This window comes from Pseudomonas sp. HD57-3, assembly GCF_056113135.1.
Genome location: NZ_CM148568.1, coordinates 121,159 through 143,530 on the forward strand (window position 1 = coordinate 121,159; position 22,372 = coordinate 143,530).

At 60.3% G+C, this 22,372-nt stretch carries 16 protein-coding genes; 10 read left to right on the plus strand and 6 right to left on the minus strand.

What is annotated here, in order from left to right; translation table 11 throughout:
• Positions 1-148: 148 nt before the first annotated feature.
• Both AC0R79_RS00585 and AC0R79_RS00590 read left to right on the plus strand, forming a co-directional pair.
• Entirely contained in the window at positions 149-1,594 is a 1,446-nt protein-coding gene (locus AC0R79_RS00585; protein WP_127800701.1) for an alanine/glycine:cation symporter family protein, read from the plus strand.
• Positions 1,595-1,693: 99 nt separating this feature from the next.
• Positions 1,694-2,698 (plus strand): asparaginase, encoded by a 1,005-nt coding sequence (locus AC0R79_RS00590; RefSeq protein ID WP_127800703.1) that lies wholly within the window; start codon positions 1,694-1,696, stop codon positions 2,696-2,698.
• A gap of 168 nt (positions 2,699-2,866) precedes the next feature.
• On the opposite strand, the gene AC0R79_RS00595 is transcribed toward AC0R79_RS00590, so the two are convergent.
• Positions 2,867-3,268 carry a hypothetical protein gene (locus AC0R79_RS00595; protein WP_127800705.1) on the minus strand — a complete coding sequence of 134 codons (402 nt, stop codon included), beginning with the start codon at positions 3,266-3,268 and terminating at the stop codon, positions 2,867-2,869.
• Positions 3,269-3,546: 278 nt separating this feature from the next.
• Complete coding sequence (locus AC0R79_RS00600; protein WP_127800707.1) at positions 3,547-4,023, minus strand: hypothetical protein; 477 nt, start codon at positions 4,021-4,023, stop codon at positions 3,547-3,549.
• Between the two features lie 344 nt (positions 4,024-4,367).
• Between AC0R79_RS00600 and AC0R79_RS00605 the strand changes: the two genes are divergently transcribed.
• The 4 genes from AC0R79_RS00605 (at position 4,368) to AC0R79_RS00620 (ending at position 12,358) form a co-directional block, all read left to right on the plus strand.
• Positions 4,368-5,366, plus strand: a complete 999-nt coding sequence (locus AC0R79_RS00605; protein WP_127800709.1) for an AraC family transcriptional regulator — start codon at positions 4,368-4,370, stop codon at positions 5,364-5,366.
• Positions 5,367-5,498: 132 nt separating this feature from the next.
• Positions 5,499-6,524 carry a histone deacetylase family protein gene (locus AC0R79_RS00610; protein WP_007954279.1) on the plus strand — a complete coding sequence of 342 codons (1,026 nt, stop codon included), beginning with the start codon at positions 5,499-5,501 and terminating at the stop codon, positions 6,522-6,524.
• Positions 6,521-7,621: a polyamine ABC transporter substrate-binding protein gene (locus tag AC0R79_RS00615; RefSeq protein WP_375744560.1), complete on the plus strand. Its 1,101-nt coding sequence runs from the start codon at positions 6,521-6,523 to the stop codon at positions 7,619-7,621. The genes AC0R79_RS00610 and AC0R79_RS00615 overlap by 4 nt, the downstream gene beginning before the upstream one ends.
• Positions 7,622-7,738: 117 nt before the next feature.
• Positions 7,739-12,358 (plus strand): dermonecrotic toxin domain-containing protein, encoded by a 4,620-nt coding sequence (locus AC0R79_RS00620; RefSeq protein ID WP_474732743.1) that lies wholly within the window; start codon positions 7,739-7,741, stop codon positions 12,356-12,358.
• On the opposite strand, the gene pdxR is transcribed toward AC0R79_RS00620, so the two are convergent.
• Complete coding sequence (gene pdxR / locus AC0R79_RS00625; RefSeq protein WP_474732745.1) at positions 12,355-13,908, minus strand: MocR-like pyridoxine biosynthesis transcription factor PdxR; 1,554 nt, start codon at positions 13,906-13,908, stop codon at positions 12,355-12,357. The genes AC0R79_RS00620 and pdxR overlap by 4 nt on opposite strands.
• A 92-nt stretch (positions 13,909-14,000) precedes the next feature.
• Here pdxR and AC0R79_RS00630 point away from each other — a divergent pair, with 92 nt between their 5' ends.
• From AC0R79_RS00630 to AC0R79_RS00640, 3 genes are read left to right on the plus strand one after another with little or no spacing between them, the layout of a single operon-like run.
• Positions 14,001-14,624, plus strand: coding sequence for an FMN-binding negative transcriptional regulator (locus AC0R79_RS00630; protein ID WP_474732747.1), 624 nt, complete (start codon positions 14,001-14,003; stop codon positions 14,622-14,624).
• Positions 14,625-14,634: 10 nt separating this feature from the next.
• Entirely contained in the window at positions 14,635-15,081 is a 447-nt protein-coding gene (locus AC0R79_RS00635; protein WP_474732749.1) for an N-acetyltransferase family protein, read from the plus strand.
• A 12-nt stretch (positions 15,082-15,093) separates the two neighbouring features.
• Positions 15,094-15,765: a GNAT family N-acetyltransferase gene (locus AC0R79_RS00640; RefSeq protein WP_474732751.1), complete on the plus strand. Its 672-nt coding sequence runs from the start codon at positions 15,094-15,096 to the stop codon at positions 15,763-15,765.
• 30 nt (positions 15,766-15,795) lie between these two features.
• On the opposite strand, the gene AC0R79_RS00645 is transcribed toward AC0R79_RS00640, so the two are convergent.
• On the minus strand, positions 15,796-16,074 hold the full coding sequence (locus AC0R79_RS00645) for a helix-turn-helix domain-containing protein (RefSeq protein ID WP_064379753.1): 279 nt from the start codon (positions 16,072-16,074) through the stop codon (positions 15,796-15,798).
• 534 nt (positions 16,075-16,608) lie between these two features.
• Between AC0R79_RS00645 and AC0R79_RS00650 the strand changes: the two genes are divergently transcribed.
• A complete protein-coding gene (locus AC0R79_RS00650) occupies positions 16,609-18,870 on the plus strand; it encodes an autotransporter outer membrane beta-barrel domain-containing protein (protein WP_474732753.1) in 2,262 nt (753 codons plus the stop codon).
• A gap of 103 nt (positions 18,871-18,973) precedes the next feature.
• Here AC0R79_RS00650 and oadA read toward each other — a convergent pair whose 3' ends face one another.
• Both oadA and AC0R79_RS00660 read right to left on the minus strand, forming a co-directional pair.
• Positions 18,974-20,782 carry a sodium-extruding oxaloacetate decarboxylase subunit alpha gene (oadA, locus tag AC0R79_RS00655; protein ID WP_007954260.1) on the minus strand — a complete coding sequence of 603 codons (1,809 nt, stop codon included), beginning with the start codon at positions 20,780-20,782 and terminating at the stop codon, positions 18,974-18,976.
• An 11-nt stretch (positions 20,783-20,793) separates the two neighbouring features.
• Positions 20,794-22,209, minus strand: a complete 1,416-nt coding sequence (locus AC0R79_RS00660) for an acetyl-CoA carboxylase biotin carboxylase subunit (RefSeq protein ID WP_007954255.1) — start codon at positions 22,207-22,209, stop codon at positions 20,794-20,796.
• Between the last annotated feature and the right edge of the window lie 163 nt (positions 22,210-22,372).

The following is a 22,372-nucleotide window of genomic DNA, read 5'->3' on the forward strand; positions in this document are numbered from 1 at the left end:
CATGCGAAACCCGAACTAATAACAAACCCGCGATATGGATCCGGGACGAAACCCTCGCCTCGCCTGTTGTGCCGCGCGCACACCGGTGTAACGCGATGTTTCCGACCATCCAGCATTTGCTTACACAATAAACAGCGAGGAAAAATCCATGCTCGAAGTCATCAACGACTTCCTCTCAGGGAAAGTACTGATCGTGCTCATTGTCGGGCTCGGTAGCTACTTCACGATTCGCTCGCGTTTCGTTCAATTGCGCCACTTCTTCCACATGTTCGCGGTGTTCCGCGACAGCCTCAAAGGCAGCGCCGGTCAACTCAGCTCGTTCCAGGCCCTGATGCTCAGCCTCGCCGGCCGCGTCGGTGCAGGCAACATCGCCGGTGTCGGCATCGCCGTGACCCTCGGTGGTCCGGGTGCAGTGTTCTGGATGTGGGTGACCGCTCTGGTCGGCATGTCCAGCAGCTTCTTCGAATGTACGCTGGCCCAGGTCTACAAGCGCGCCGATGGCGACGGCCTGTACCGTGGCGGTCCGGCTTACTACATCCAGCACGGCCTGAAGCTCAAAGGCATGGCGGTGGTGTTCTCGATCCTGTTGCTGGTCACTTACGGCTTCGCCTTCATCGGCCTGCAGTCCTACACCGTGACCCACTCGCTGCAGAACGCCTTTGCCTTTGATCCGCAACACACCGGTATCGTCCTGGCAGTGCTGCTGGCCATTACCTTCATCGGCGGCATCAAGCGCATCGCTTCGGTGTCCGACCTGCTGGTTCCGATCAAGACCCTGGCCTACATCGGCGTGACCCTGTACGTGATCGGCACCCAGATCGAACACGTGCCAGCCATGCTGGAAACCATCTTCAAGAGCGCCTTCGGTCTCGACCCGGCCTTCGGCGGCCTGCTCGGCAGCGCAATCGTGATGGGCGTGAAGCGTGGCGTGTTCGCCAACGAAGCGGGCCTGGGCAGTGCGCCGAACGTCGCCGCCGTGGCTGCCGTGAAGCACCCGGGCGCTCAAGGCGTGGTTCAGGCGTTCAGCGTGTTCCTCGACACCTTCGTGATCTGCACCTGCACCGCGCTGCTGATCCTGCTGTCGGGCTTCTACACCCCGGGCTTCGAAGGTGACGGCATCGTCCTGACCCAGAACTCGCTGGCCGCCGTGGTCGGTGACTGGGGCCGCATGTTCGTCAGCGTCGCACTGTCGCTGTTCGTCTTCACTTGCATCCTCTACAACTACTACCTGGGCGAAAACAGCCTGCAGTTCCTCACCCGCAACCGCGCTGCGCTGATGACCTTCCGCGGTCTGGTGCTGGCGCTGGTGGTCTGGGGTTCGATGCAGGACCTGTCGACCGTGTTCGCCTTCGCCGACATCACCATGACCTGCCTGGCCTTCGTCAACCTGGTGGCCCTGGCCATGCTGTTCAAGGTCGGCATGCGCGTGATGCGCGACTACGACGCGCAGCGCCGCGCAGGCGTCAGCCAGCCGGTGTTCGACTCCAGTAAGTTCAGCGATCTGGACCTGGACCTGAAAGCCTGGCCGGCCAATCCGTCGGCCGACACTCAGGCTGACCCTCAGCCGCAAGGCATCCCCGCAGCGCAACGCTGATCGGGTAAAAACCGGGCGCAGGTCTTGCGCCCGGCGTGACACAAGCAGCGGTCGGCGTCATGCTCGACCGCATGCTGTCCTCGTTCAGGAGAACTCCCCATGAATTCCTCGACCTACCCTGCCGCCCAGCACGTCATGGTGCTGTACACCGGTGGCACCATCGGCATGCAGGCCAGCGCCAATGGCCTGGCCCCGGCGTCCGGTTTCGAAGCGCGGATGCGCGATTACCTGCACAGCCAGCCTGAGCTGGTGGTGCCGCAGTGGCGCTTTCGCGAGATGTCGCCGCTGATCGACAGCGCCAACATGACCCCGGCCTACTGGCAGCAACTGCGTGAAGCGGTGGTCGACGCCGTCGATGTGCAAGGCTGCGACAGCGTGCTGATCCTGCACGGCACCGACACCCTGGCCTACAGCGCCGCCGCCATGAGCTTCCAGTTGCTCGGCCTGCATGCCCGCGTGTGCTTCACCGGTTCGATGCTGCCGGCCGGCGTCACCGACAGCGACGCCTGGGAAAACCTCAGCGGCGCACTGGTCGCCCTCGGCCACGGCCTGGCGCCGGGCGTGCATCTGTATTTCCACGGCGAACTGTTGGCCCCGACCCGTTGCGCGAAAGTGCGCAGCTTCGGCCGTCATCCGTTCAAACGCCTGGAGCGTCAGGGCGGCGGCGTGAAAGCCACTTCCCTGCCGGCCGCGCTGAACTACAACCAGCCCAAGCAACTGGCCAAGGTTGCCGTGTTGCCGTTGTTCCCGGGCATCGGCGCCGAGATCATCGACGGCCTGCTCGACAGCGGCATTCAGGGTCTGGTGCTGGAATGCTACGGCAGCGGCACCGGGCCGAGCGACAACCCGCAATTCCTCGCCAGCCTCGGCCGGGCGCGGGATAACGGCGTGGTCGTGGTTGCGGTCACGCAGTGCCATGAAGGCGGTGTGGAACTGGATGTGTATGAAGCCGGCAGCCGTTTGCGTGGTGTAGGCGTGCTGTCCGGTGGCGGCATGACTCGCGAAGCAGCGTTCGGCAAGTTGAACGGATTGCTCGGTGCGGGTCTTGAGACAGCTGAAGTGCGGCGACTGGTCGAGCTAGACCTGTGCGGCGAACTGATTTAAACCTTCAAATAATTCCCCCCGTCATACCGCGACGGGAGGAATAAAATACATCCGGAAGAAGTAAAGTAGATTTACACCCATATCGAAACACCATTTTTATCGAAAATGCACAACACTCTTTTTCAGAAAAACCTTCCCCCTCCACAATTTAGCAGCATTAATAAAACACTACCTAAACCCTATATGGGCGACGCCGTAGCTGAGCCGAACCGACTGCTGTGTTGCAGTAGCATCAAAGTAAATACTGTAATTCAAACTTGTTTCATCTTCACGAATGATCAAACTGCCTTTGTCCGCTGTCCAACCGGTATCCTCGCCCTTAAAGTAAAGAAAAAATCCAGGAACTTCGACAACCTGCCCTAGACATTTTTTATTGACACCGATCATTATAACGGTCGTTTTCCTGGAGCTTTCAAACTCGAAAAACATGTTTTCTCCGACACTGCCTGCGCGCACCTGCATGGGTACATTAAAACCATCAATTAGAACAGAAAGGCTTCCAGTTGCAGTACCGGCCTTTAGATTTTTGAAATCATCAAGTGTGATTTTTAATCCCATTGAATTATCCATTATGCAATCCCTAATAGAAGTGAGTTTATATATAGAGCTTATAAAACAAATACCTGCTGGTGCCGACCCGTTACGCGAAAGTGCGCAGTTTCCGCCGTCGTCCGTTCAAACGCCTGGAGCATCAGGGCGGCGTCGTGAAAGCTACTTCCCTGCCGGCCGCGTTTAACTACAACCCACCGTGCAATTGACCAAGGTTGCTGTGCTGCTGTTACAGTGAATCAGCGCCTAGACCAATGATGATCGGCAATACCACCCCGTACTGCGATGGAGGGTATCGACTATTTCACAGGTTTAACCACAAGGAGTTTTGCCTTTAATTTTGCTGTTTCCTGATTCGGAGGATCACCGCGCCAAAGAGTCGCATCAACGTCGCACTGAAGCCTTCCTGTGCTGGCGTCAAAGGACACACCTGAAAACCTTGCTGTGTCCGCATGCCAACGGCTGGGATCATTATCAAAAACAGAATTAAAAAAATCACCATAACCCATACGAAAATCATACATATCCGAGGATAAAGCTGATTGATCGACCTCCAGATTAATACCGGAGTGATTGCTCTTGAACAGGAGCAGTAACCTATTTCCGTTTTTGTCTGAATGTTCCACCCATGAGTCGGCCTCAGATTCAAAAGGCTGGTCATCCAGCGTCCCTTTCATGCTCCCCTCACCTACAGGATTCCTTCCTTTTCCGTATTTTTCCAATACGTTTTCAATATAAGTACGACGATCTTCGACTTCTTTGTTTTTCGAATTCATTTCCTTACTCTCCTTTGTGAAACATTCCACACATTACGACTACAAACTTAGCGTAGACCCAGACAAACACAAATCAAACAAAAAGACTTAAATAAAGATAATTAGCAATTAATCGACAAACGGCACCCACATACTTAAAAACCTGTTACTTCTGACAGTCGCCAAAATAACTATTTCGCATTAAGTTAAACAGGCGGGAGCCATGACCCTATATATGACGAACTAAAAAGTGGCCGTCTCCATAAACATTAACTACCACAAACATTAACTACCACAAACAATCGAGATCAATTTCTGGTATGTAATTTGCTTTCAAGGAAATGTATTTCGCTCGGGACGCCCCCATGCTCCACTCCCACCTCACCACCCTCAATGCCGTTTCCCTGGTGCTCAACACCTTCCGGGATCAGGGCCTGTCCAGCGAAGCACTGCTGGCCGGCAGCGGCATCAGCGCGGCGGATCTGAGCCGGGCCGACACCCGCATCACCACCAATCAGGAGATGCAGGTCTGCGCCAACGCGGTCGCGCTCAAGCATGACATCGGCCTGGAACTGGGCCGGCGCATGCATGTTTCCTGCTACGGCATCCTCGGTTACGCGCTGCTGACCTGTGCCACCTTCGGTGACGCTTTGCGGCTGGCGATCCGTTATCCGGCGCTGCTGGGAACACTTTTCGAGCTGAGCCTGGAAGATGACGGTGAGCGCGTCTGGTTCGTCGCCGCCGATTACCGCGAGAGCCCGGGGATGGCGGTGTTCAATGCCGAGTTCTGTCTGGTGTCGCTGAAAGTCATCTGCGATGACCTGCTCGGTCATCCGCTGCCATTGCTGGCCGCCCGCTTCGAACACACAGCGCCGGATTACCGCGACAGCTACGCCGAACACTTCAAGGCGCCGCTGCACTTCGGCGCCAAGGACAACGCCTTCGCCTTCGACCGGCGCTGGCTCGATCAACCGCTGCCGCTGGCCGACCTCATCACCCACCAGGCCATGGCCGAGCGTTGCCGCAAACAGAACACCGAGTTCACCGGCCGCCAGGCGTGGCTGGGGCGGATCCGTCAGTTGCTCAGCGCGCAACTCAACGCCGCGCCGGGGCTGGAAGGTCTGGCGCAGCAGATGAACTGCTCACCGCGCACCTTGCGCCGGCATCTGAAGGACATGGGCTGCAGTTATCAGGAGCTGCTCGACGAACTGCGTTTCGAGCGGGCCAAGCAGATGCTTTGCGAGGATCAGTTGCCGATCTACCGCATCGCCGAAACCCTCGGCTTCAGCGAGACCGCGAGCTTCCGCCATGCCTTCGTGCGCTGGAGCGGCGTGGCGCCGAGTCAGTTCCGACCACACGGTTAAACTGTCGAGGGGCGATATCAGGTCAGTATTTTTGGCCACATCGATCCCCTTTTGGCCTCTCTGGCCGTTCTCCGATTCGCCCCGCGCCGCAACACTGGAGCCAACCGAATCAGCCCCTGCGGAGAACAACAAATGCTGACGATCTACTCTGACGATCACCACCTGCACCATGGCCGCTGCGAATTGATCGACGGGCAACTCAAGCCTTGCTTCGAGATGCCGTCGCGCGCCGACCACGTGCTGCAACGGGTAAAAAACCAAAACCTCGGCCCGGTCGAAGCACCGAAGGATTTCGGCCTCGGGCCAATCGAGCGCATTCACAGCCGCGACTACCTCGACTTTTTCAAAGGCGCCTGGGCGCGCTGGACCGAATTCAACACCGACGGCGACCTGCTGCCCTACACCTGGCCGGCGCGCACCTTGCGTCAGGTCAAACCGACCAGCCTGCACGGCCAGCTCGGTTATTACAGCTTCGACGGCGGCGCGCCGATCACAGCCGGCACCTGGCAAGCGGCGTACAGCGCAGCCCAAGTGGCGCTGACCGCACAAGCGGAAATCCAGCGTGGCGCCCGTGGCGCTTTCGCCCTGTGCCGTCCACCGGGACATCACGCTGCCGGCGATTTGATGGGCGGTTATTGCTACCTCAACAACGCCGCCATCGCTGCGCAGGCGTTCCTCGATCAGGGCCACAAGAAGGTCGCGATCCTCGACGTCGACTACCACCACGGCAACGGCACCCAATCGATTTTCTACGAGCGCAGCGACGTGCTGTTCACTTCGATCCACGGCCACCCGGAAGCAGAATTCCCGTTCTTCCTCGGCTACGAAGACGAACGCGGCGAAGGTGCCGGTGAAGGCTTCAACTTCAACTATCCGCTGCCGGCCGGTTCCGGCTGGGACGTCTGGAGCGCGGCGCTGGATCAGGCCTGCCAGGAGATCGATAACTACGGCGCCGACATCATCGTCGTGTCGCTGGGTGTCGATACCTTCAAGGACGACCCGATCTCGCAGTTCAAGCTCGACAGTCCGGACTACCTGGCCATGGGCAAACGCATCGCGGCCCTCGGCAAACCGACCCTGTTCGTCATGGAAGGTGGCTACGCGGTGGAAGAAATCGGCATCAACGCGGTGAACGTGCTTGAAGGCTTCGAACAATGAGCAGACTCAAGCACTTCATCGCGCCGGCGTTGTGCGCGGCGCTGCTGAGCAGCGGCGCCCACGCGGAAGAACGCACCCTGCGCGTCTACAACTGGTTCGACTACATCACTCCCAAGGCACTGGAAGATTTCAAGGCGCAGAACAGCCAGACCAAACTGGTCTACGACATCTTCGACACCAACGAAGCACTGGAAGCCAAGCTGCTGACCGGCAACTCCGGCTACGACGTGGTGGTGCCGTCCAACGTGTTCCTCGCCAAGCAGATCGAGGCCGGGGTATTCCAGCCGCTGGATCGCAGCCAGTTACCGAACTGGAACCACCTCGATCCGAAACTGATGAAGCTGATCGAGGCCAACGATCCGGGCAACAAATTCGCCGTGCCCTACATGTACGGCACCATCCTGATCGGCTTCAACCCGGCCAAGGTCAAGGCTGCACTGGGTGACGATGCGCCGGTGGACAGCTGGGACCTGATCTTCAAGGAAGAGAACATCAGCAAGCTCAAGCAATGCGGTGTGGCCCTGCTCGATTCGCCGTCGGAGATCCTGCCGCTGGCCCTGCAACACCTCGGCCTGGATCCCAACAGCAAGAACCCGGCGGACTACGCCAAGGCTGAAGCGCTGCTGATGAAGATTCGCCCGTACGTGACCTACTTCCATTCGTCCAAGTACATGGCCGATATCGCCAACGGCGACATCTGCGTTGCGGTCGGTTATTCGGGCAGCTTCTCGCAGGCCGCCAACCGCGCCAAAGAGGCGAAGAATGGCGTGGTGGTCGACATGCGCCTGCCGAAGGAAGGTGCGCCGATCTGGTTCGACATGCTTGCCATCCCCAAAGGCGCGAAGAACCCGCAGGACGCCTACACCTTCATCAACTACCTGCTGCAACCGCAGGTGATTGCGCCGGTCAGCGATTTTGTCGGTTACCCGAACCCGAACAAGGACGCCACCGAACTGGTCGACCCGGCGATTCGCACCAACCCGAATCTGTACCCGACCGATGCGGCGATGAACACGCTCTACACCCTGCAACCGTTGCCGCGCGATGCGGAACGGGCGCGGACCCGGGCGTGGACCAAGATCAAGTCCGGTACGTGAAACCTGACAACCTGAACAGACCCGCACTCGCGGGTCTTTTTTTGCCTGCAAGATCTATGTACCGCATCGCGCCGTGGCCGGGATTTTAGTGTCCGGGTTTTCCCCGTGGACATGACCATGACTGAATCTGCCACCACTGCTGCACCCAGTGTTTCCCCTCTCCTGCTGAAACAGAGTCGACTGGTCGAGCTGATCGGCCAGGGCTACTCGATGCATCAAGTCGCCTCGGCGTTGTTGCGCGAAGCGCTGAGCAAAAGCTATCCCGAGCAACACCTCGATCCGGATCGCACCCAGCTCGCGACGCCCCTGCGTGAATCGGACGCCGCCCGGAACGCTGCCAGGGTCTTTACCTTCGAATCACTGACCCACGCCTTTATCCAGCATTGCCTGCACAAGACCACCGCCGACTACATCGAAGGCGAACACTTCCTGACCCGTACACCCGAAGCGATCCCGCCGATACTGCTGCCGGTAAGCATGGATGACATCACTTCGCTGGTGAACGACCTCGCACCGTTTCTGTTCCTCGAATACCAGCAGCGCCAACTCGATTACTGGAATGAATCCGCCAATCGCCAGCCACGCTGGCAAGAGCTGTCGGATCTGCTGTGTTCGGCTGCGAATGTGCAGTCGGCCAACGGCTGGGACGCCGACGAATGTGCATTGGCGCAATTTGTCGCGCAGCATCCCGACCGCAAACAACGCTCGACCGTGAGTAGCGATTACATCGGGCTCAAGGCCTGCCTGATGGACATCGACCTGGTCGAAGACGAGGACAGTGCACACCTGCTGATTGCCGGTGCGCTGGTGCTGACCGCCACCGTCAAACAGCGGCAGCGTGTGTTGATGTACACCGTTGCCGATGGCTATGAGTCATTCGAATCGCTGACCAGGCTGGGCGAAACGCTCCCGCAGCGGATCGCCCCGGAGTTGTCCGACCGCTCTTTGAAATGGCGTCTCATCGAGCCTGAAGGAAACATCTTCGATGCCGTCGCACAGGCGCTGATCAGCAACCAGCTCAGCGCCATCGAAGCACTGGATCCCGCCAGCCAGTCGATCAGTGCGCACGCCAGTTCCGGGCGACAAAGCCACGGGCATTTCAGTTCGCGTGAACGAGCCCGGCTCGACCAGCTGGAGGAGGCCATTCCCGACTGGTTGCAAGACGGCTCTGTGCATGACCAGCAAGACTACAGTCGCTACATTGCCGAGCTCGCAAACTTGCGCAACGACGCCGAGACCGGCGTATTCAAGGACGACGACTTCCCTCTGCTCAAGCCCTACGCCGAACGCCGTATGCGCGAAGCAATCATCGCCGACAAACGTGCCGAGGGCGCTGCCGACCTGCCGTTGGAACACCTGCGTATCAGCGTGACCAACAGCTTCGAAACCGGTGGCTTCACCCTGCCCAATCCATTTGACCGGTTAACCGAGACCCTGGGCGAATTCGCCCTGCAAAATGCCCCGCCCTATCAGGCCACGATCGCTTTCGACAATGGCCGAGCCGTACCGGCCTGGCTGACCGTGGACTTCCTGACCGCCATCGCGGAGAAGGTCGATATCGGCGGTCATTACCCGCAACTGATCAAACGCGCTCTGATCGATGACCCGATCCGCTCGGCTGCGCACAAGACCCGCTACCTGAGCCAATTGCCGACGCTCCTGCCGATGCTCGCGCTGGAGTGCAAACTCAAGCATCGGGGCGGCGTCGATGAACGCGGTTATGCCTACGTCTGCCAACTGATGGATGCCATCAGCCGCAAACTGCCCACAGGCGAACATCCGGTGACCATCCGGCCACTGGCGTTTGTCCCTCGCCGCCGCTTGAGCCGGCGTTCGGACGTGGTGGCCAACATGTTCATCATCTGTCCGCGAGACCACGCTCAAGGTCCCTGCCTGTTGTACCGGCCACTGCTGGACACGCCGCTGACGCAGTTCGCCTCGTTGCAGAACCTGATGTATGCGCTGTATCAGGCCGGCGAATTGCGCAACTCGGTCCTGGCCTGGCTGGGCAGCGCCGCACTGAGTTTCGAATACTCGCAGTACGCCTTTCCGGTCGGCCTGCCCTCGCCATGGATCGTCACGCAACTGGCCACCGAACCGTTCATGCACCTGGACCTGACCGGTCCGCTCGAACTGGAGAACGCGCCCCTCGAAGGCGACATCCTCGCCGCGTTATACGCGGCAAACAGCCAGGCATTGGTGGACCTCGCGAACCGCCAGTCGCAGTCCAACAGTGAGCGACGCTGGGCACTTCTCGCCGACAGCAGCTGGGCGATCTTCAGCGTTGCCGCGAACTTCATGAGCGGAGCGGCGGGCACCGCCGTCTGGGTCTGGCAGACCATCACGCAGATCCAGCAGGCGCTCGATGCCCATGACCGCGACGACACTCTGGTGACCTGGCAATCCACCGCCGATGTCCTGCTGACGCTCGGCATTATCCTGACCCAACACGTCGTGGCGCGACGCAAACGTTCGTGGCTGCCGCGCCTGAGCGAGCCGTACGAGGCTGGCGAACGGCTGCCGGAGAACGAGGCGTCAACCGGTTTCCCGCCATCCACCCCCGAGGTCCCACCGTCCGTCACGCTGGATCCGCTGACCACCACCGGCGACGTGCCTGTCGGGCATCTCACTCAACTTGCACCGGACACGTTGCTGCGACCGGACTCCAGCGCACGGTTCATTGCAATGCTCGACCGCTTCAAGATCGCCACACCAGACTTGAGCGATCAACGAGCCTCACCGGTTACTCACCTGTACACCCTAAAGGGCAAGACCTGCGCTCAAGTCGGCACGCGCTGGTTTCAAGTGCTCGCCCCGGCAGACGAGCCGGTTCACATCGTCGATCCGGCCGATCCACAACGAATCGGCATGGCACTGAAATACGACGAGACTGCCGAAAAATGGCACTGGGATCCGAAACTGCGCTTGCGCGGCGGCATGCCAAAAAGCCGGATCGAGGCATTCCGTCGTTCCAAAAAAAAGGCCATGGACGACGCCTGGGCGAAGCTGGAGCAATTCGAAGCACGGGAAACCGAAGCGAAAACACAACTGCTGCGAGCGCTGGTAGCCCTTCCACGGGACACCAGCGAAGCGGGATTTGAGGTCTCCGCAGCCACTTATCTGGACCGAGCCACAAAGTTGGGCAACGACTACACCCAGGCCCTGGCCCAGCTGGAAATCTGGCGCGAGGCCGGGGGCGGCGGCTCGGTTCACCAGGCCAAGCTGATGAGCCTGACCCTGGGTCAGCACCGCTGCTTCGGCTCGTGGCTGCGGGTCAAAATGCGCATGTACGCGAAGGCCACACAGATATTCGTCGACAGCGCGACTCACCAGACACCGGTACCGCGCAAACGCCAGATCGATATCGCCACCGCTGCCACGGCGTTGAGCGACGAGATGATTGCCAACCTGCAGACACTGGACCGCTCGCTGCAAATCCTGAACAGCCACTCGGCCAAGGCCAGAGAAGTGGCCACACGGCTGGAGTTGCTGCTGCCGGACTTCAGCCCGCTCGATCTCAAGGCCAATGAAATCGGCATGTCCTACGAACGCTGTGTCGTGGAACAACCGGGGGCGGCCATGAATGCCGCTCGCGTCGCTATCGGGATCATTACGGCTACGGCAGCCGACGCCAGTCATGAGCTGATTCAGCTGAGCAAAGCCGCGGTGACCGCCGACGGACAACCGGCCCGTATCGAGCGTTTGTCGCAGTGGAACGACCTGTTCGCCAGCCTCGGCGAACAGGTGGAACAGTTGCCTGCCGCCCATCCGGGCCAATTCGTCCAGGCCCGGCTCGACAGGGTGCGCGAGCTGATCGGCGAATTCCACGCGGTAGCTCGCGAACGCCTGACCACGGAGCTACCTGAACCGGAGGAACGACCGGCACCCGGAAAGTCCCAGCCGCAGCCCTCTGCATCGCAGCCCAAAGTGAAGGTCTCCAAGAGCCGTCCACGTCCCGAAGTAGATGAGCAGGCTGCCCCTGCACCGGACAGCGACTCCGGCACAGAGGCCGCATTCGTCAAACTTTCCACGCAACGGCCCGAACCGAAGGTGCCCACGGATGACGAGGACCTCCTTTCATCGGCCATGCAACTTGAAGCGAACATCTACAGCTTCAACAGAAAGACCCGCGAGGACGCCAAGCGGCCAGGACGCATTCCCGCAGACATCCGCGATATGTTCGAGCAGCAAGTCGAACGACTCAAGCAAGCGGCCAGTGACGTCGACGAGGCGATTGTCCGAAGAAAAAGCGCGAAGAAGGATCCATGGCCCGTCGCCTCTCTCAGCGCCAATCTGCGCGAAGGCGCAACCCGCACCCGCGCTGAAGGGATCGAGACCTACGCGACCATGCTGAAACAACGCAAACCCCGGGAAACCTATTTCCACTGGCTGCACGACAATGCGCAGGTCGGGGTGATCAAGGACCCGCGCGGCCGTATCCGCACCCGACATCGCGGGGACTTTTTTCAGGAGTACCGGATTCTCGACAAGACCAACGCCGACAAGCCGCTGTGGGTGGCGCACTTTCACTATGACCAGCTCAAGAATGCGGATGAGTTGTACACCATCGCCCACCTGAAATTTTCCGATGCCTATTTGCAGACGCTCGATGACAAGACCCGTCAGGCACTGAATACCTTCGATGCCGTCGACAATGCACTACGGCGCATCGTCGATCCGCAGGTGCGCGATCTGTTCCTCAAACCACAGCCAGAGGAGCGACCGAAAGACCATTAACGGCACCAGACCTCACGCAGACGGGCCAGAGCCGACTCGATCGCCGGCTCCGGTACCGCCGCAAACCCCAGCACCAGACCGGCGCGTTGATCGAGCGGCGTCGTCGAGTCCGGCAGCCAATACTTGCTCAGGCCGTGGACTTCCACTTCCACGCTGGCGGCCTGTTCGATCAATTGCTGCTCACGGGCCACGCTGTCGACCGCCACGGTGAGATGCAGTCCGGCCGACACCGCCGGCAGTTCACCCACACCCGCCAATCCGTGTGGCCATCCGTTGATCAGGGCGTTACGCCGACTCAGGGCTGCCCGGCGCATCCGCCGGATGTGCCGTTGGAAATGCCCGGCCGCCATGAACTCGGCCATCACCGCCTGAGTGCTCACTTCGGAATGCCGGACATCTACCGCGCGCCGCTGCGCAAAGGCTTCCACCAGCCCCGGCGGCAACACCAGGTAACCCAGACGCAGCGCCGGGAACGCGACTTTGCCAAAAGTGCCGACGTACAGCACGCGACCCTGGCGGTCGAGCGCAGCCAGCGGAGCCAGGGGCGCGCCGGTGTAGCGATACTCGCCGTCGTAGTCGTCCTCGACGATCCAGCCGCCGGTGCGCTCGGCCCAGGCCAGCAGTTCGAGGCGTCGTGCCAGGCTCATCACCACCCCGGTCGGGTATTGATGAGACGGCGTGACATAAGCCACCCGACAATCTTCGGCGGCCGCCAGTGCCGCGCAGTCGATGCCCTCTTCGTCCACGGCAATGCCGTGCAATCGACCGCCGGCCAAGGCGAACGCATGACCCGCTGCGCGATAGCCGGGATTCTCGATGCCTACGCCGGCGCCCGGCTCCACCAGCAACTGTGCACAAAGGCTGATTCCCTGCTGCGCGCCACTGGTGATCACAATTTGCTCAGCCGAACACTGCAGGCCGCGCGAACTGCGCAAATAAGCGGCAATCAGACCGCGCAGGCGCGCATCGCCCGCCGGGTCGCCGTAGCACAGTTGCTGCAAATCGGGTTTGCGCCAGAACGCCGCGTTCAGCTTGGCCCAGACGTCGAACGGGAACAGATCGAATGCCGGAACACCGACCCGGAATGCTCGCGGCGGACCGCTCGGTGGCGTCGGTAAATGGTTCTGCTCAAGCCGCTGCAATGCACCGCTGTGGATAACTTTGCTGGATAAATTCCCAGTGGAATTGGTCGAAATTGTGGATAAGGCTGTGGGTAAGCCTGTTGAAAACCCTGTGGATACTTTTGTGGATAATTTTTTCGCCGGTGTCGTCGATTGCGGCAACTGCGCCACATAAGTGCCGTCCCCGACCCGGCCTTCAATGAAACCTTCGGCATACAGTTGATCGTAGGCACGCACCACACTGTTGCGGGAAATCCCCAACGCTGCCGCCAGATCGCGACTGGCCGGCAGTCGCGTGCCGCTGGCCAGGCGCCCGTCGAGCACCCGCAGGCGCAAGGCCTGGTAGAGCTGACGGCTCAGGCCTTTGCGGCGGTCGAGCTCGATACCGGCAGGGTTGAACGGCAGCGACAGCGTGGTCGAATCGGGCATGACAATGGACCTATGAAATTGGTCATCAATGGCTCTTACAACAGACCAATAGCCTGCCTACGATGCAGCCATTCGCCAAGGAAATTTTCTCCATGTACACGCCCCGCGCCTTTGCCATCGACGACCTGTCCCAACTGCACGAACTGATCCTCGCCACACGCCTCGCCATCCTGGTCACCCACGGCGAACAAGGCTTGCAAGCCAGTCATGTGCCGGTGTTGCTGCATCGCGAACAAGGTCCGAACGGCACGCTGTACGGGCACCTGGCCAAGGCCAATCCGCAATGGAAAGACCTGCGCGACGGCGCCGAGGCAATGCTGATCTTCCCCGGTGCCGATGCCTACGTCAGCCCGGGCTTTTATCCGAGCAAGGCCGAGCACGGCAAAGTCGTGCCGACCTGGAACTACGTTGCCGTGCATGCCTACGGTCACGCCGAAACCTTCAGCGACGGTGGTCGCCTGCTGGACATCGTCAGCACCCTCACCAACCGCCATGAGGCCGGCCGCGCCCAGCCCTGGTCGGTTGACGATGCCCCGGCCGATTACATCGACGGCATGCTCAAGGCCATCGTCGGGTTTGCCATTCCGATCGACCGGCTCGAAGGCAAGCGCAAGCTCAGCCAGAACCGCAGCGCCGAAGATATCGCCGGCGTGCGCGACGGCCTGGCCGCCAGCCCCGACATCAACGATCAAACCCTCGCTCAATTGATGCGTTAAGGAAATCACCATGAGTCAGATCGACATCCGTCCGGTCAGCGCCGCCGATCACGCGGCCTGGCTGCCGCTGTGGCAGGCCTACCTGCGCTTCTACAACACTGAATTGCCGGACGCCGTCAGCCAGAGCACCTGGCAGCGTTTTCTCGACCCGAACGAACCGACCCACGCCGCCCTCGCCTGGGCCGATGGCAAAGCGGTGGGCATGGTGCATTTCATCTACCATCGCTCGAACTGGAGCATCGAAAACTCGTGCTACCTGCAAGACCTGCTGGTGGAGCCGCAAAACCGTGGCACCGGCGTCGGTCGCCTGCTGATCGAACACGTGTACGCCACGGCCAAGGCCGACGGTTGCTGCAAGGTGCACTGGCTGACCCACGAAACCAATGCCACGGCGATCCAGCTCTACGAGCGCATCGCCGAGCGCCCGGGTTTCATCCAGTTTCGCAAAGCCATTTAAGGAGCCACGCGCATGACGATTTCTCTCGCTGACTGGAAAGGCGTGCCGCCACCCTCCACCACCCTGATCGAAGGCCGCTTCATCCGCCTGGAAAAACTCGACCCGGCGCGCCATGGCGACGACCTGTTCAACGCCCTGCAAGGCCCCGGCGCCGATCCGAAACTCTGGGATTACTTGCCCTACGGCCCGTTCCCGGAACGCAGTGCTTTCAATGACTGGCTGAACAACCATGCCGCCCACAACGATCCGTATTTCTTCAGCGTCATCGACCGCGCCAGCGGCCAGGTACAAGGCATCCTCAGCCTGATGTCGATCGTCCCGGCCCAGGGCCGCATCGAAATCGGCCACGTCACCTTCGGCGCCCCGATGCAGCGCTCGCCGAAAAGCACCGAGGCGGTCTACCTGCTGGCCAAAGAATCCTTCGCCCTCGGCTACCGCCGCCTCGAATGGAAATGCAACAACGGCAACGCCCGCTCCAAATATGCGGCCGAGCGGCTGGGCTTCAGCTTCGAAGGCGTGTTCCGTCAGCACATGGTGGTCAAGGGCCAGAACCGCGATACCGCGTGGTACTCGATCCTGGACTCGGAATGGCCGGCGATTGCGGCGGGGTTCGAACGCTGGTTGAGCGATGAGAATCAGACGGCGGATGGGCAGGTGAAAGGCTTAGCCGAGTGCCGCGGTTGAAACTTGATCGACACTAAGCGGGTTGCGGGTTCAGCTGTTGTTTCGCCGAACCCGTACCACGCCCATTTTCAACCCGAACGGGCGGAACACGGCATTCAGGGATTTCAGTGTCTGATTACCCTCGCCGTGTTCGATGTGCACCAGCGTGCGTACCGAAATCTTGCACATCTTCGCGAACTGGGTCTGATGCAGCCCGGTCACCTCCACGCGTAAACGGCGAACGGCTTCACCGATTTCTACGGTTCCTTCAGCCAGCGCTTCTTGAATGCTTTCGATGAGCACGGTGCGCTCGGCGACGGTCATGCTCATTTCAGATCCCACTCTTTCAATCGTTGCTCCAGGTTTTTCAACACCATCGCATCGTGCCATTTGCCGGCGTCGAATATCTGCAATGTCAGGTTGTGCATGCGGCTCTCATCTGCAATTAAATGCATTGTTGCAATCGTTTGGCTGATCCTAAACGCAATATAGTGCATCCAAGAAGGCAAATGACCACCAAGATCTGCAATAAAGTGCAGAGCTGGGAATTTTTCGTTCCGGAATAACGCAGCGGAAGGTCAACGGACAGCATTACCAACGCCACTCTTGGCGATGCAGGAAATGGCAATCACCGACTGCTCGGGTAGTGAAAGAAGAGTTTCCTGGATTTCGCCAATCGATACGTCAGCATTGACTGTAGGCAAAGGCATCACGGTCCAGAGGTAAATGAAGCCCGTTGCGCCTAACGGGCTTCTTTCCTCCTGAGCCGATCCACAAACGCCGCACACTCATCAGAATTGCCCGACATCGGGCTCCGTGGCCCGCATTTTAGAGTTCGACCTCTCAACAACGGAGGTTGACCCGATGCCTGTTCAACACAAACACCGACTTCATCAACTGGCCATTGCCATTGCATTGACCCTTGGCTACGCCGAATTCACGCTGGCGCAGCAACTTGCCCTGGATTTTGATCCGCAACCGAAACAAACCCCGGAGCAAGCGATATCGGCGCTCGACGCCTTCATCAGCGATCCGGGCACGGTCGAGAAAAAGATCAAGAAAGAGATCAAGGGAAAGAATGGCATTTCACTGAATCTTCGCGATCAGAATGATCTGGTGATCATGGAGCCTCAAGGCAGTTTTACCGGGGTTGTTGACGGTGGAGGGGGCAAAAACGTCCTGCAACTCAGTGCCGCCGAGGGAGGGAAACTGGGTGAATCGCGCAATTTCGACGGACTGGACGTCAAGCGAGGTGACTGGAATCGCAATGGCCCGGGAGACTTCACCAGTGGCGTCGTGGTCCGCAGCCAGGCATCACTCACAAACGAGGGAACCATACTGGGCGGCGCATTGACCGAAGGCATCCTCATCAACAAAGGCCTGATCGGTCGCGACGTCACAGTGCTGCCCGGTGGCGACCTTACCAACCCGGGACAAATCGCAGGCAACGTCGACGTACGAGAGAGCGGCCATTTTGCAGGTAGCGGGATCGTCGGCCACCTGAGTGTGCTGGGGCGTTTTTCCGTTGACGAGGTGTATGGCGCGCCCAGGGTCAGAGGTGATCTGAACCTGTCGCGTCCGGCGGTATTGGCCTATTCGGTGGATGCCTCCGGCAACAGCCCGACGATCGTCGTCGAAGGCACTGCTCACCTCGGTGATGCGACCCTGAGACTGGTTACCAGCGGCGACTATCCACAAAGCAGCCAGCACACCATCCTCGAAGCCAGCAAGGTTGAAGGTCGATTCGGCAACGTTGAAAACGATCTGGCCTTCATGACGCCGACGCTGGATTACGACGATCCCAAACGCGTCGGCCTCACCTATGCGCGCAATGATGTGCCCTTCGAACAAGTCGCGATCAGCGACAACAGCCGCGAGTTTGGTAAAAGCATTGATGAGCCTCAGGTGTCGCCAGAGCCTTCGCCGGCTCAAACCCTGGCGTCATCTGAAACGCCGGTCTCTCATGCTGCTCGGGAGCCCCAACCCCAACCCCAACCCCAACCGTCACAGCCTCCCGAACGCCCCCTGCAAGTGCAAGCTCCGCAATCTCCTGCCACGCCTCCGCCTCCGACGCCGACGGCTCCGACCGCTCCTCGCAACGCAGCCGTGGCAGCCCTGCTCACCAGTGACAAAGTCACAGCCGCCGTCGCCCTCGATCAACTGGCCGGCGGCAGCAACGCCAACCTCGCCAAGGCCACCTTGAGCAGCGTGACACCGGTCAGTGCCAGCTTGTTGTCGGCCATGCACCAGCTCGATAACCTGCATGACACCCAACCAAACGCACCCCGCCACGCGGCCGGAAACGCCGACAGCGGCCGTGTCTGGCTGCAGGCCCTCGGCCATAGCGGGAAACTGGATCGCGATGTGGAACCCATGCAGCATTCCACCAAAGGGCTGCTGCTCGGTGCGGACTGGCGCCTCGACGAAGAATGGCGACTGGGCTTGATGGGCGGCACCTCCGACACGCGCATGGACAGCAAGGAGCTGGACGGCGACCTCGACAGTTGGCACCTCGGCGCTTACGCATTGCACCAGACCGGTCCGCTGTCACTTCGGTTAGGCGCGGCCTGGAGCAACCATGAAGGCAGTACCCGCCGCGAAGTCGCGTTCGGCCGCTTCCATGACCGACTGAAAGGCAACTACCAGGCCAGCACCCAGCAAGCGTTCATCGAGTCGGGATACAACCTGGGTCGGGCCAACGTCAGCATCGAACCCTTTGCCAGCCTCGGCTACCAGCGCTACCAGCGCGACGGCTACACCGAGAAAGGCGGGGCGGCGGCGCTCAGGGTAGATGATCAATCCCAAGGCAACTTCAACACCACCGTCGGCCTGCGCATGGCGAAAGTCAGCACGCTGGATAACGGTATGCGTCTCACGCCACGATTCAGCGCGGGATGGAAACATGTTTACGGCGAGACCTACACCAGCACCCGCCAACGCCTGGTTACCGGCGGCCATGACTACACCGTTTATGGTGCAGAGCTGGATCGCAACAGCCTGACGCTCGACACCGGGCTTGATCTGGCCGTCTCATCCAGCCACACACTCGGTGTTGGCCTGTCGGGTGAGATCGGTACCGACAGCCGAAACCACGGCGTATCAGGCCAGTGGCGAATGGCATTCTGAGTCCAGACGGGCTGCTGCCGCACATTGCGGCAGCAACTTGAAAGCAAAAAAAGGGGAGCACATGCCCCCCCGAGGTTTAAAGCGTTGTATCGAGGCCGTTATCTCAGCCTTCGATCTCGATCAGGATTTCGCCCGGGTTCACCCGGTCGCCCTTGGCAACGTGGATGGCGGTGACCTTGCCGGCAATCGCGGCCTGGACTTCGGTCTCCATCTTCATCGCTTCGGTGATCAGCACAGCCTGGCCCGCCTTGACGGTGTCGCCTTCCTTGACCAGCACATCGACGATGTTGCCCGGCATGGTGGTGCTGACGTGGCCCGGCGCCGAAGCCTGCTTGCGCTTGCTGCTGCCGCCGCCGACGAATTCGTTGAGCGGTTCGAACACCACTTCTTCCGGCATGCCATCGATGGACAGGTAGAAATGACGCTTGCCTTCAGCCTTGACGCCGACACCGGTGATGTCCACGCGGTAGGTTTCGCCGTGGACGTCGATGACGAACTCGGTCGGTACGCCTTCGCCGCCGGCCGAAGCCACCTTGCCCGCTTCCGGGATCGGCAGCAGCACTTCCGGGGTGAGGGTGCCGGCGGCACGCTCTTCGAGGAACTTGCGGCCGATGTCCGGGAACATGGCGAAGGTCAGCACGTCTTCTTCGGACTTGGCCAATGCGCCGATATCGGCACGCAGCTTGGTCATTTCCGGCTTGAGCAGATCGGCCGGACGTACATCGATCACCTCTTCGCTGCCGATGGCCTGACGACGCAGCTTCTCGTTCACGGTGCCCGGCGCCTTGCCGTAGCCGCCTTGCAGGTAGAGCTTCACCTCGTTGGTGATGGTCTTGTAGCGCTCGCCGGCCAGCACGTTGAAGAACGCCTGGGTGCCGACGATCTGCGAAGTCGGGGTCACCAGCGGCGGGAAGCCGAGGTCTTCACGTACGCGCGGGATCTCCGCCAGCACTTCGCCCATGCGGTTCAGAGCGCCCTGCTCTTTCAGCTGGTTGGCCAGGTTGGAAATCATCCCGCCCGGCACCTGGTTGACTTGAACACGGGTGTCGACGGCAGTGAATTCACTTTCGAACTGGTGGTACTTCTTGCGCACGGCGTAGAAGTACAGGCCGATTTCCTGCAGCAGCTCCAGGTTCAGACCGGTATCGAACTCGGTGCCTTTGAGCGCAGCAACCATCGATTCGGTGCCAGGGTGACTGGTGCCAGAAGCGAAGCTGGAGATCGCGGTGTCGATGTGGTCGGCGCCGTTTTCAATGGCCTTGAGCTGGCACATTGTTGCCAGGCCGGCAGTGTCGTGGGAGTGGATGAACACTGGCAGCGACTGCTCGGCTTTCAGTGCACGCACCAGCTCACCGGTGGCGTATGGGGTCAGCAGACCGGCCATGTCCTTGATCGCTACCGAGTCGCAACCCATGGCTTCCATTTGCTTGGCCTGGGCGACGAACGCGTCGATGGTGTGCACCGGGCTGGTGGTGTAGGCGATGGTGCCCTGGGCGTGTTTGCCGGCAGCTTTCACCGCTTCGATCGCCACGCGCAGGTTACGCACGTCGTTCATCGCGTCGAAGATGCGGAACACGTCGATGCCGTTGACCGCGGCCTTGGCGACGAACGCCTTGACCACGTCATCGCTGTAGTGGCGGTAGCCCAGCAGGTTCTGGCCGCGCAGGAGCATTTGCAGACGGGTGTTGGGCAGCGCGGCGCGCAGCTGGCGCAGACGCTCCCACGGATCTTCTTTCAGGAAACGCACGCAGGCGTCGAAGGTCGCGCCGCCCCAGCACTCCAGCGACCAGTAGCCGACTTTGTCGAGCTTGTCGCAGATCGGCAGCATGTCTTCGGTGCGCATGCGGGTGGCGAGCAGCGATTGGTGAGCGTCGCGCAGGATGGTGTCGGTTACGAAAATCTTTTTAGTCATTGTTCTATTCCTCACAGGCCTGCGTGGGCGGCGATGGCGGCGGCGATGGCCAGGGCCAGCTCTTCGGGTTTGCGCTTGATCGAGTAGTTGGTCAGTTCAGGGTGGCTTTCGACGAAGCTGGTATTGAACTGGCCGCTACGGAATTCCGGGTTGCGCAGGATTTCCTGGTAGTACGCGGCGGTGGTCTTCACGCCTTGCAGACGCATGTCGTCGAGGGCGCGCAGGCCACGGTCCATGGCCTCTTCCCAGGTCAGGGCCCAGACCACCAGTTTCAGGCACATCGAGTCGTAGAACGGCGGGATGGTGTAGCCGGTGTAGATCGCCGTGTCGGTACGCACGCCCGGGCCACCGGGGGCGTAGTAGCGTGTGATCTTGCCGAAGCTCGGCAGGAAGTTGTTTTTCGGGTCTTCGGCGTTGATCCGGAATTGCAGGGCAAAACCGCGATGCTGGATGTCTTCCTGCTTCACCGACAGCGGCAGGCCGGAGGCGATGCGGATCTGTTCGCGGACGATGTCGATCCCGGTGATTTCTTCGGTGATGGTGTGTTCCACCTGCACCCGGGTGTTCATCTCCATGAAGTACACCTCGCCCTCGGCGAGCAGGAACTCCACGGTGCCGGCGTTCTCGTAGCCCACGGCCTTGGCTGCGCGCACCGACAGGTCGCCGATGTAGGCGCGCTGTTCCGGGGTCAGTTGCGGACTCGGGGCGATTTCGATCAGCTTCTGGTTGCGGCGCTGGATCGAGCAGTCACGTTCGAACAGATGCACGACGTTGCCGAAGCTGTCGCCGAGGATCTGCGCTTCGATGTGTTTCGGATTGACGATGCATTTTTCCAGGAACACTTCCGCCGAACCGAAGGCCTTGGTGGCTTCGGAAATCACTCGAGGGAAATTCTGTTCGAGTTCTTCGCGGCTGTTGCAGCGACGGATACCGCGACCGCCACCACCGGAAGTGGCCTTGAGCATCACCGGGTAACCGATGCGGTCGCCCTCGCTCAATGCTTCCTCGATGCCGGAGACGTTGCCTTCGGTGCCCGGCGTGACCGGTACGCCGGCCTTGATCATGCTGCGGCGCGCTTCGGTCTTGTCGCCCATGCGGCGGATGACTTCCGCCGACGGGCCGATGAATTTGATCCCGCGTTCGGCGCAGATGTCTGCCAGCTCGGCGTTTTCCGAGAGGAAACCGTAGCCGGGGTGCAGCGCATCGCAGCCGGTTTCCACGGCCAGGTTCACCAGCTTGCGCGGGTTCAGGTAACCGGCCAGTGGCTCGGCACCAATGCTGTGGGCCTCGTCCGCACGCTTCACATGCAAGGCATGCCGGTCGGCGTCGGAATAGATCGCGACCGAACGGATGCCCATCTCGGCGCAGGCACGCACGATTCGTACGGCAATCTCACCACGGTTGGCGATCAGGATCTTTGTTATCACTTGGAGGTTCCCTTGAGCCGGTGGCACCACGACCTGCTAGACCCAGGTCGGCACGTGACCAAATGTTTCAATCTGGTCTCGGCTCCACACTAGCGCTGACAAGGGATTAACAAAAATGAATAAAAATTGGGTCAGGCATAAGTAAAGACTTATAGTCAACGCA

Bases quoted from the DNA above. Each gene is read 5' to 3' on its own strand.
- AC0R79_RS00640 (WP_474732751.1), top strand. From the start codon at position 15,094: ATGACGATTTCTCTCGCTGACTGGAAAGGCGTGCCGCCACCCTCCACC.
- AC0R79_RS00595 (WP_127800705.1), bottom strand. From the start codon at position 3,268: ATGGATAATTCAATGGGATTAAAAATCACACTTGATGATTTCAAAAAT.
- AC0R79_RS00620 (WP_474732743.1), top strand. From the start codon at position 7,739: ATGACTGAATCTGCCACCACTGCTGCACCCAGTGTTTCCCCTCTCCTG.
- AC0R79_RS00635 (WP_474732749.1), top strand. From the start codon at position 14,635: ATGAGTCAGATCGACATCCGTCCGGTCAGCGCCGCCGATCACGCGGCC.
- AC0R79_RS00645 (WP_064379753.1), bottom strand. From the start codon at position 16,074: ATGAGCATGACCGTCGCCGAGCGCACCGTGCTCATCGAAAGCATTCAA.
- AC0R79_RS00630 (WP_474732747.1), top strand. From the start codon at position 14,001: ATGTACACGCCCCGCGCCTTTGCCATCGACGACCTGTCCCAACTGCAC.
- oadA (WP_007954260.1), bottom strand. From the start codon at position 20,782: ATGACTAAAAAGATTTTCGTAACCGACACCATCCTGCGCGACGCTCAC.
- AC0R79_RS00650 (WP_474732753.1), top strand. From the start codon at position 16,609: ATGCCTGTTCAACACAAACACCGACTTCATCAACTGGCCATTGCCATT.
- AC0R79_RS00605 (WP_127800709.1), top strand. From the start codon at position 4,368: ATGCTCCACTCCCACCTCACCACCCTCAATGCCGTTTCCCTGGTGCTC.
- AC0R79_RS00615 (WP_375744560.1), top strand. From the start codon at position 6,521: ATGAGCAGACTCAAGCACTTCATCGCGCCGGCGTTGTGCGCGGCGCTG.
- pdxR (WP_474732745.1), bottom strand. From the start codon at position 13,908: ATGCCCGATTCGACCACGCTGTCGCTGCCGTTCAACCCTGCCGGTATC.
- AC0R79_RS00585 (WP_127800701.1), top strand. From the start codon at position 149: ATGCTCGAAGTCATCAACGACTTCCTCTCAGGGAAAGTACTGATCGTG.
- AC0R79_RS00610 (WP_007954279.1), top strand. From the start codon at position 5,499: ATGCTGACGATCTACTCTGACGATCACCACCTGCACCATGGCCGCTGC.
- AC0R79_RS00590 (WP_127800703.1), top strand. From the start codon at position 1,694: ATGAATTCCTCGACCTACCCTGCCGCCCAGCACGTCATGGTGCTGTAC.
- AC0R79_RS00600 (WP_127800707.1), bottom strand. From the start codon at position 4,023: ATGAATTCGAAAAACAAAGAAGTCGAAGATCGTCGTACTTATATTGAA.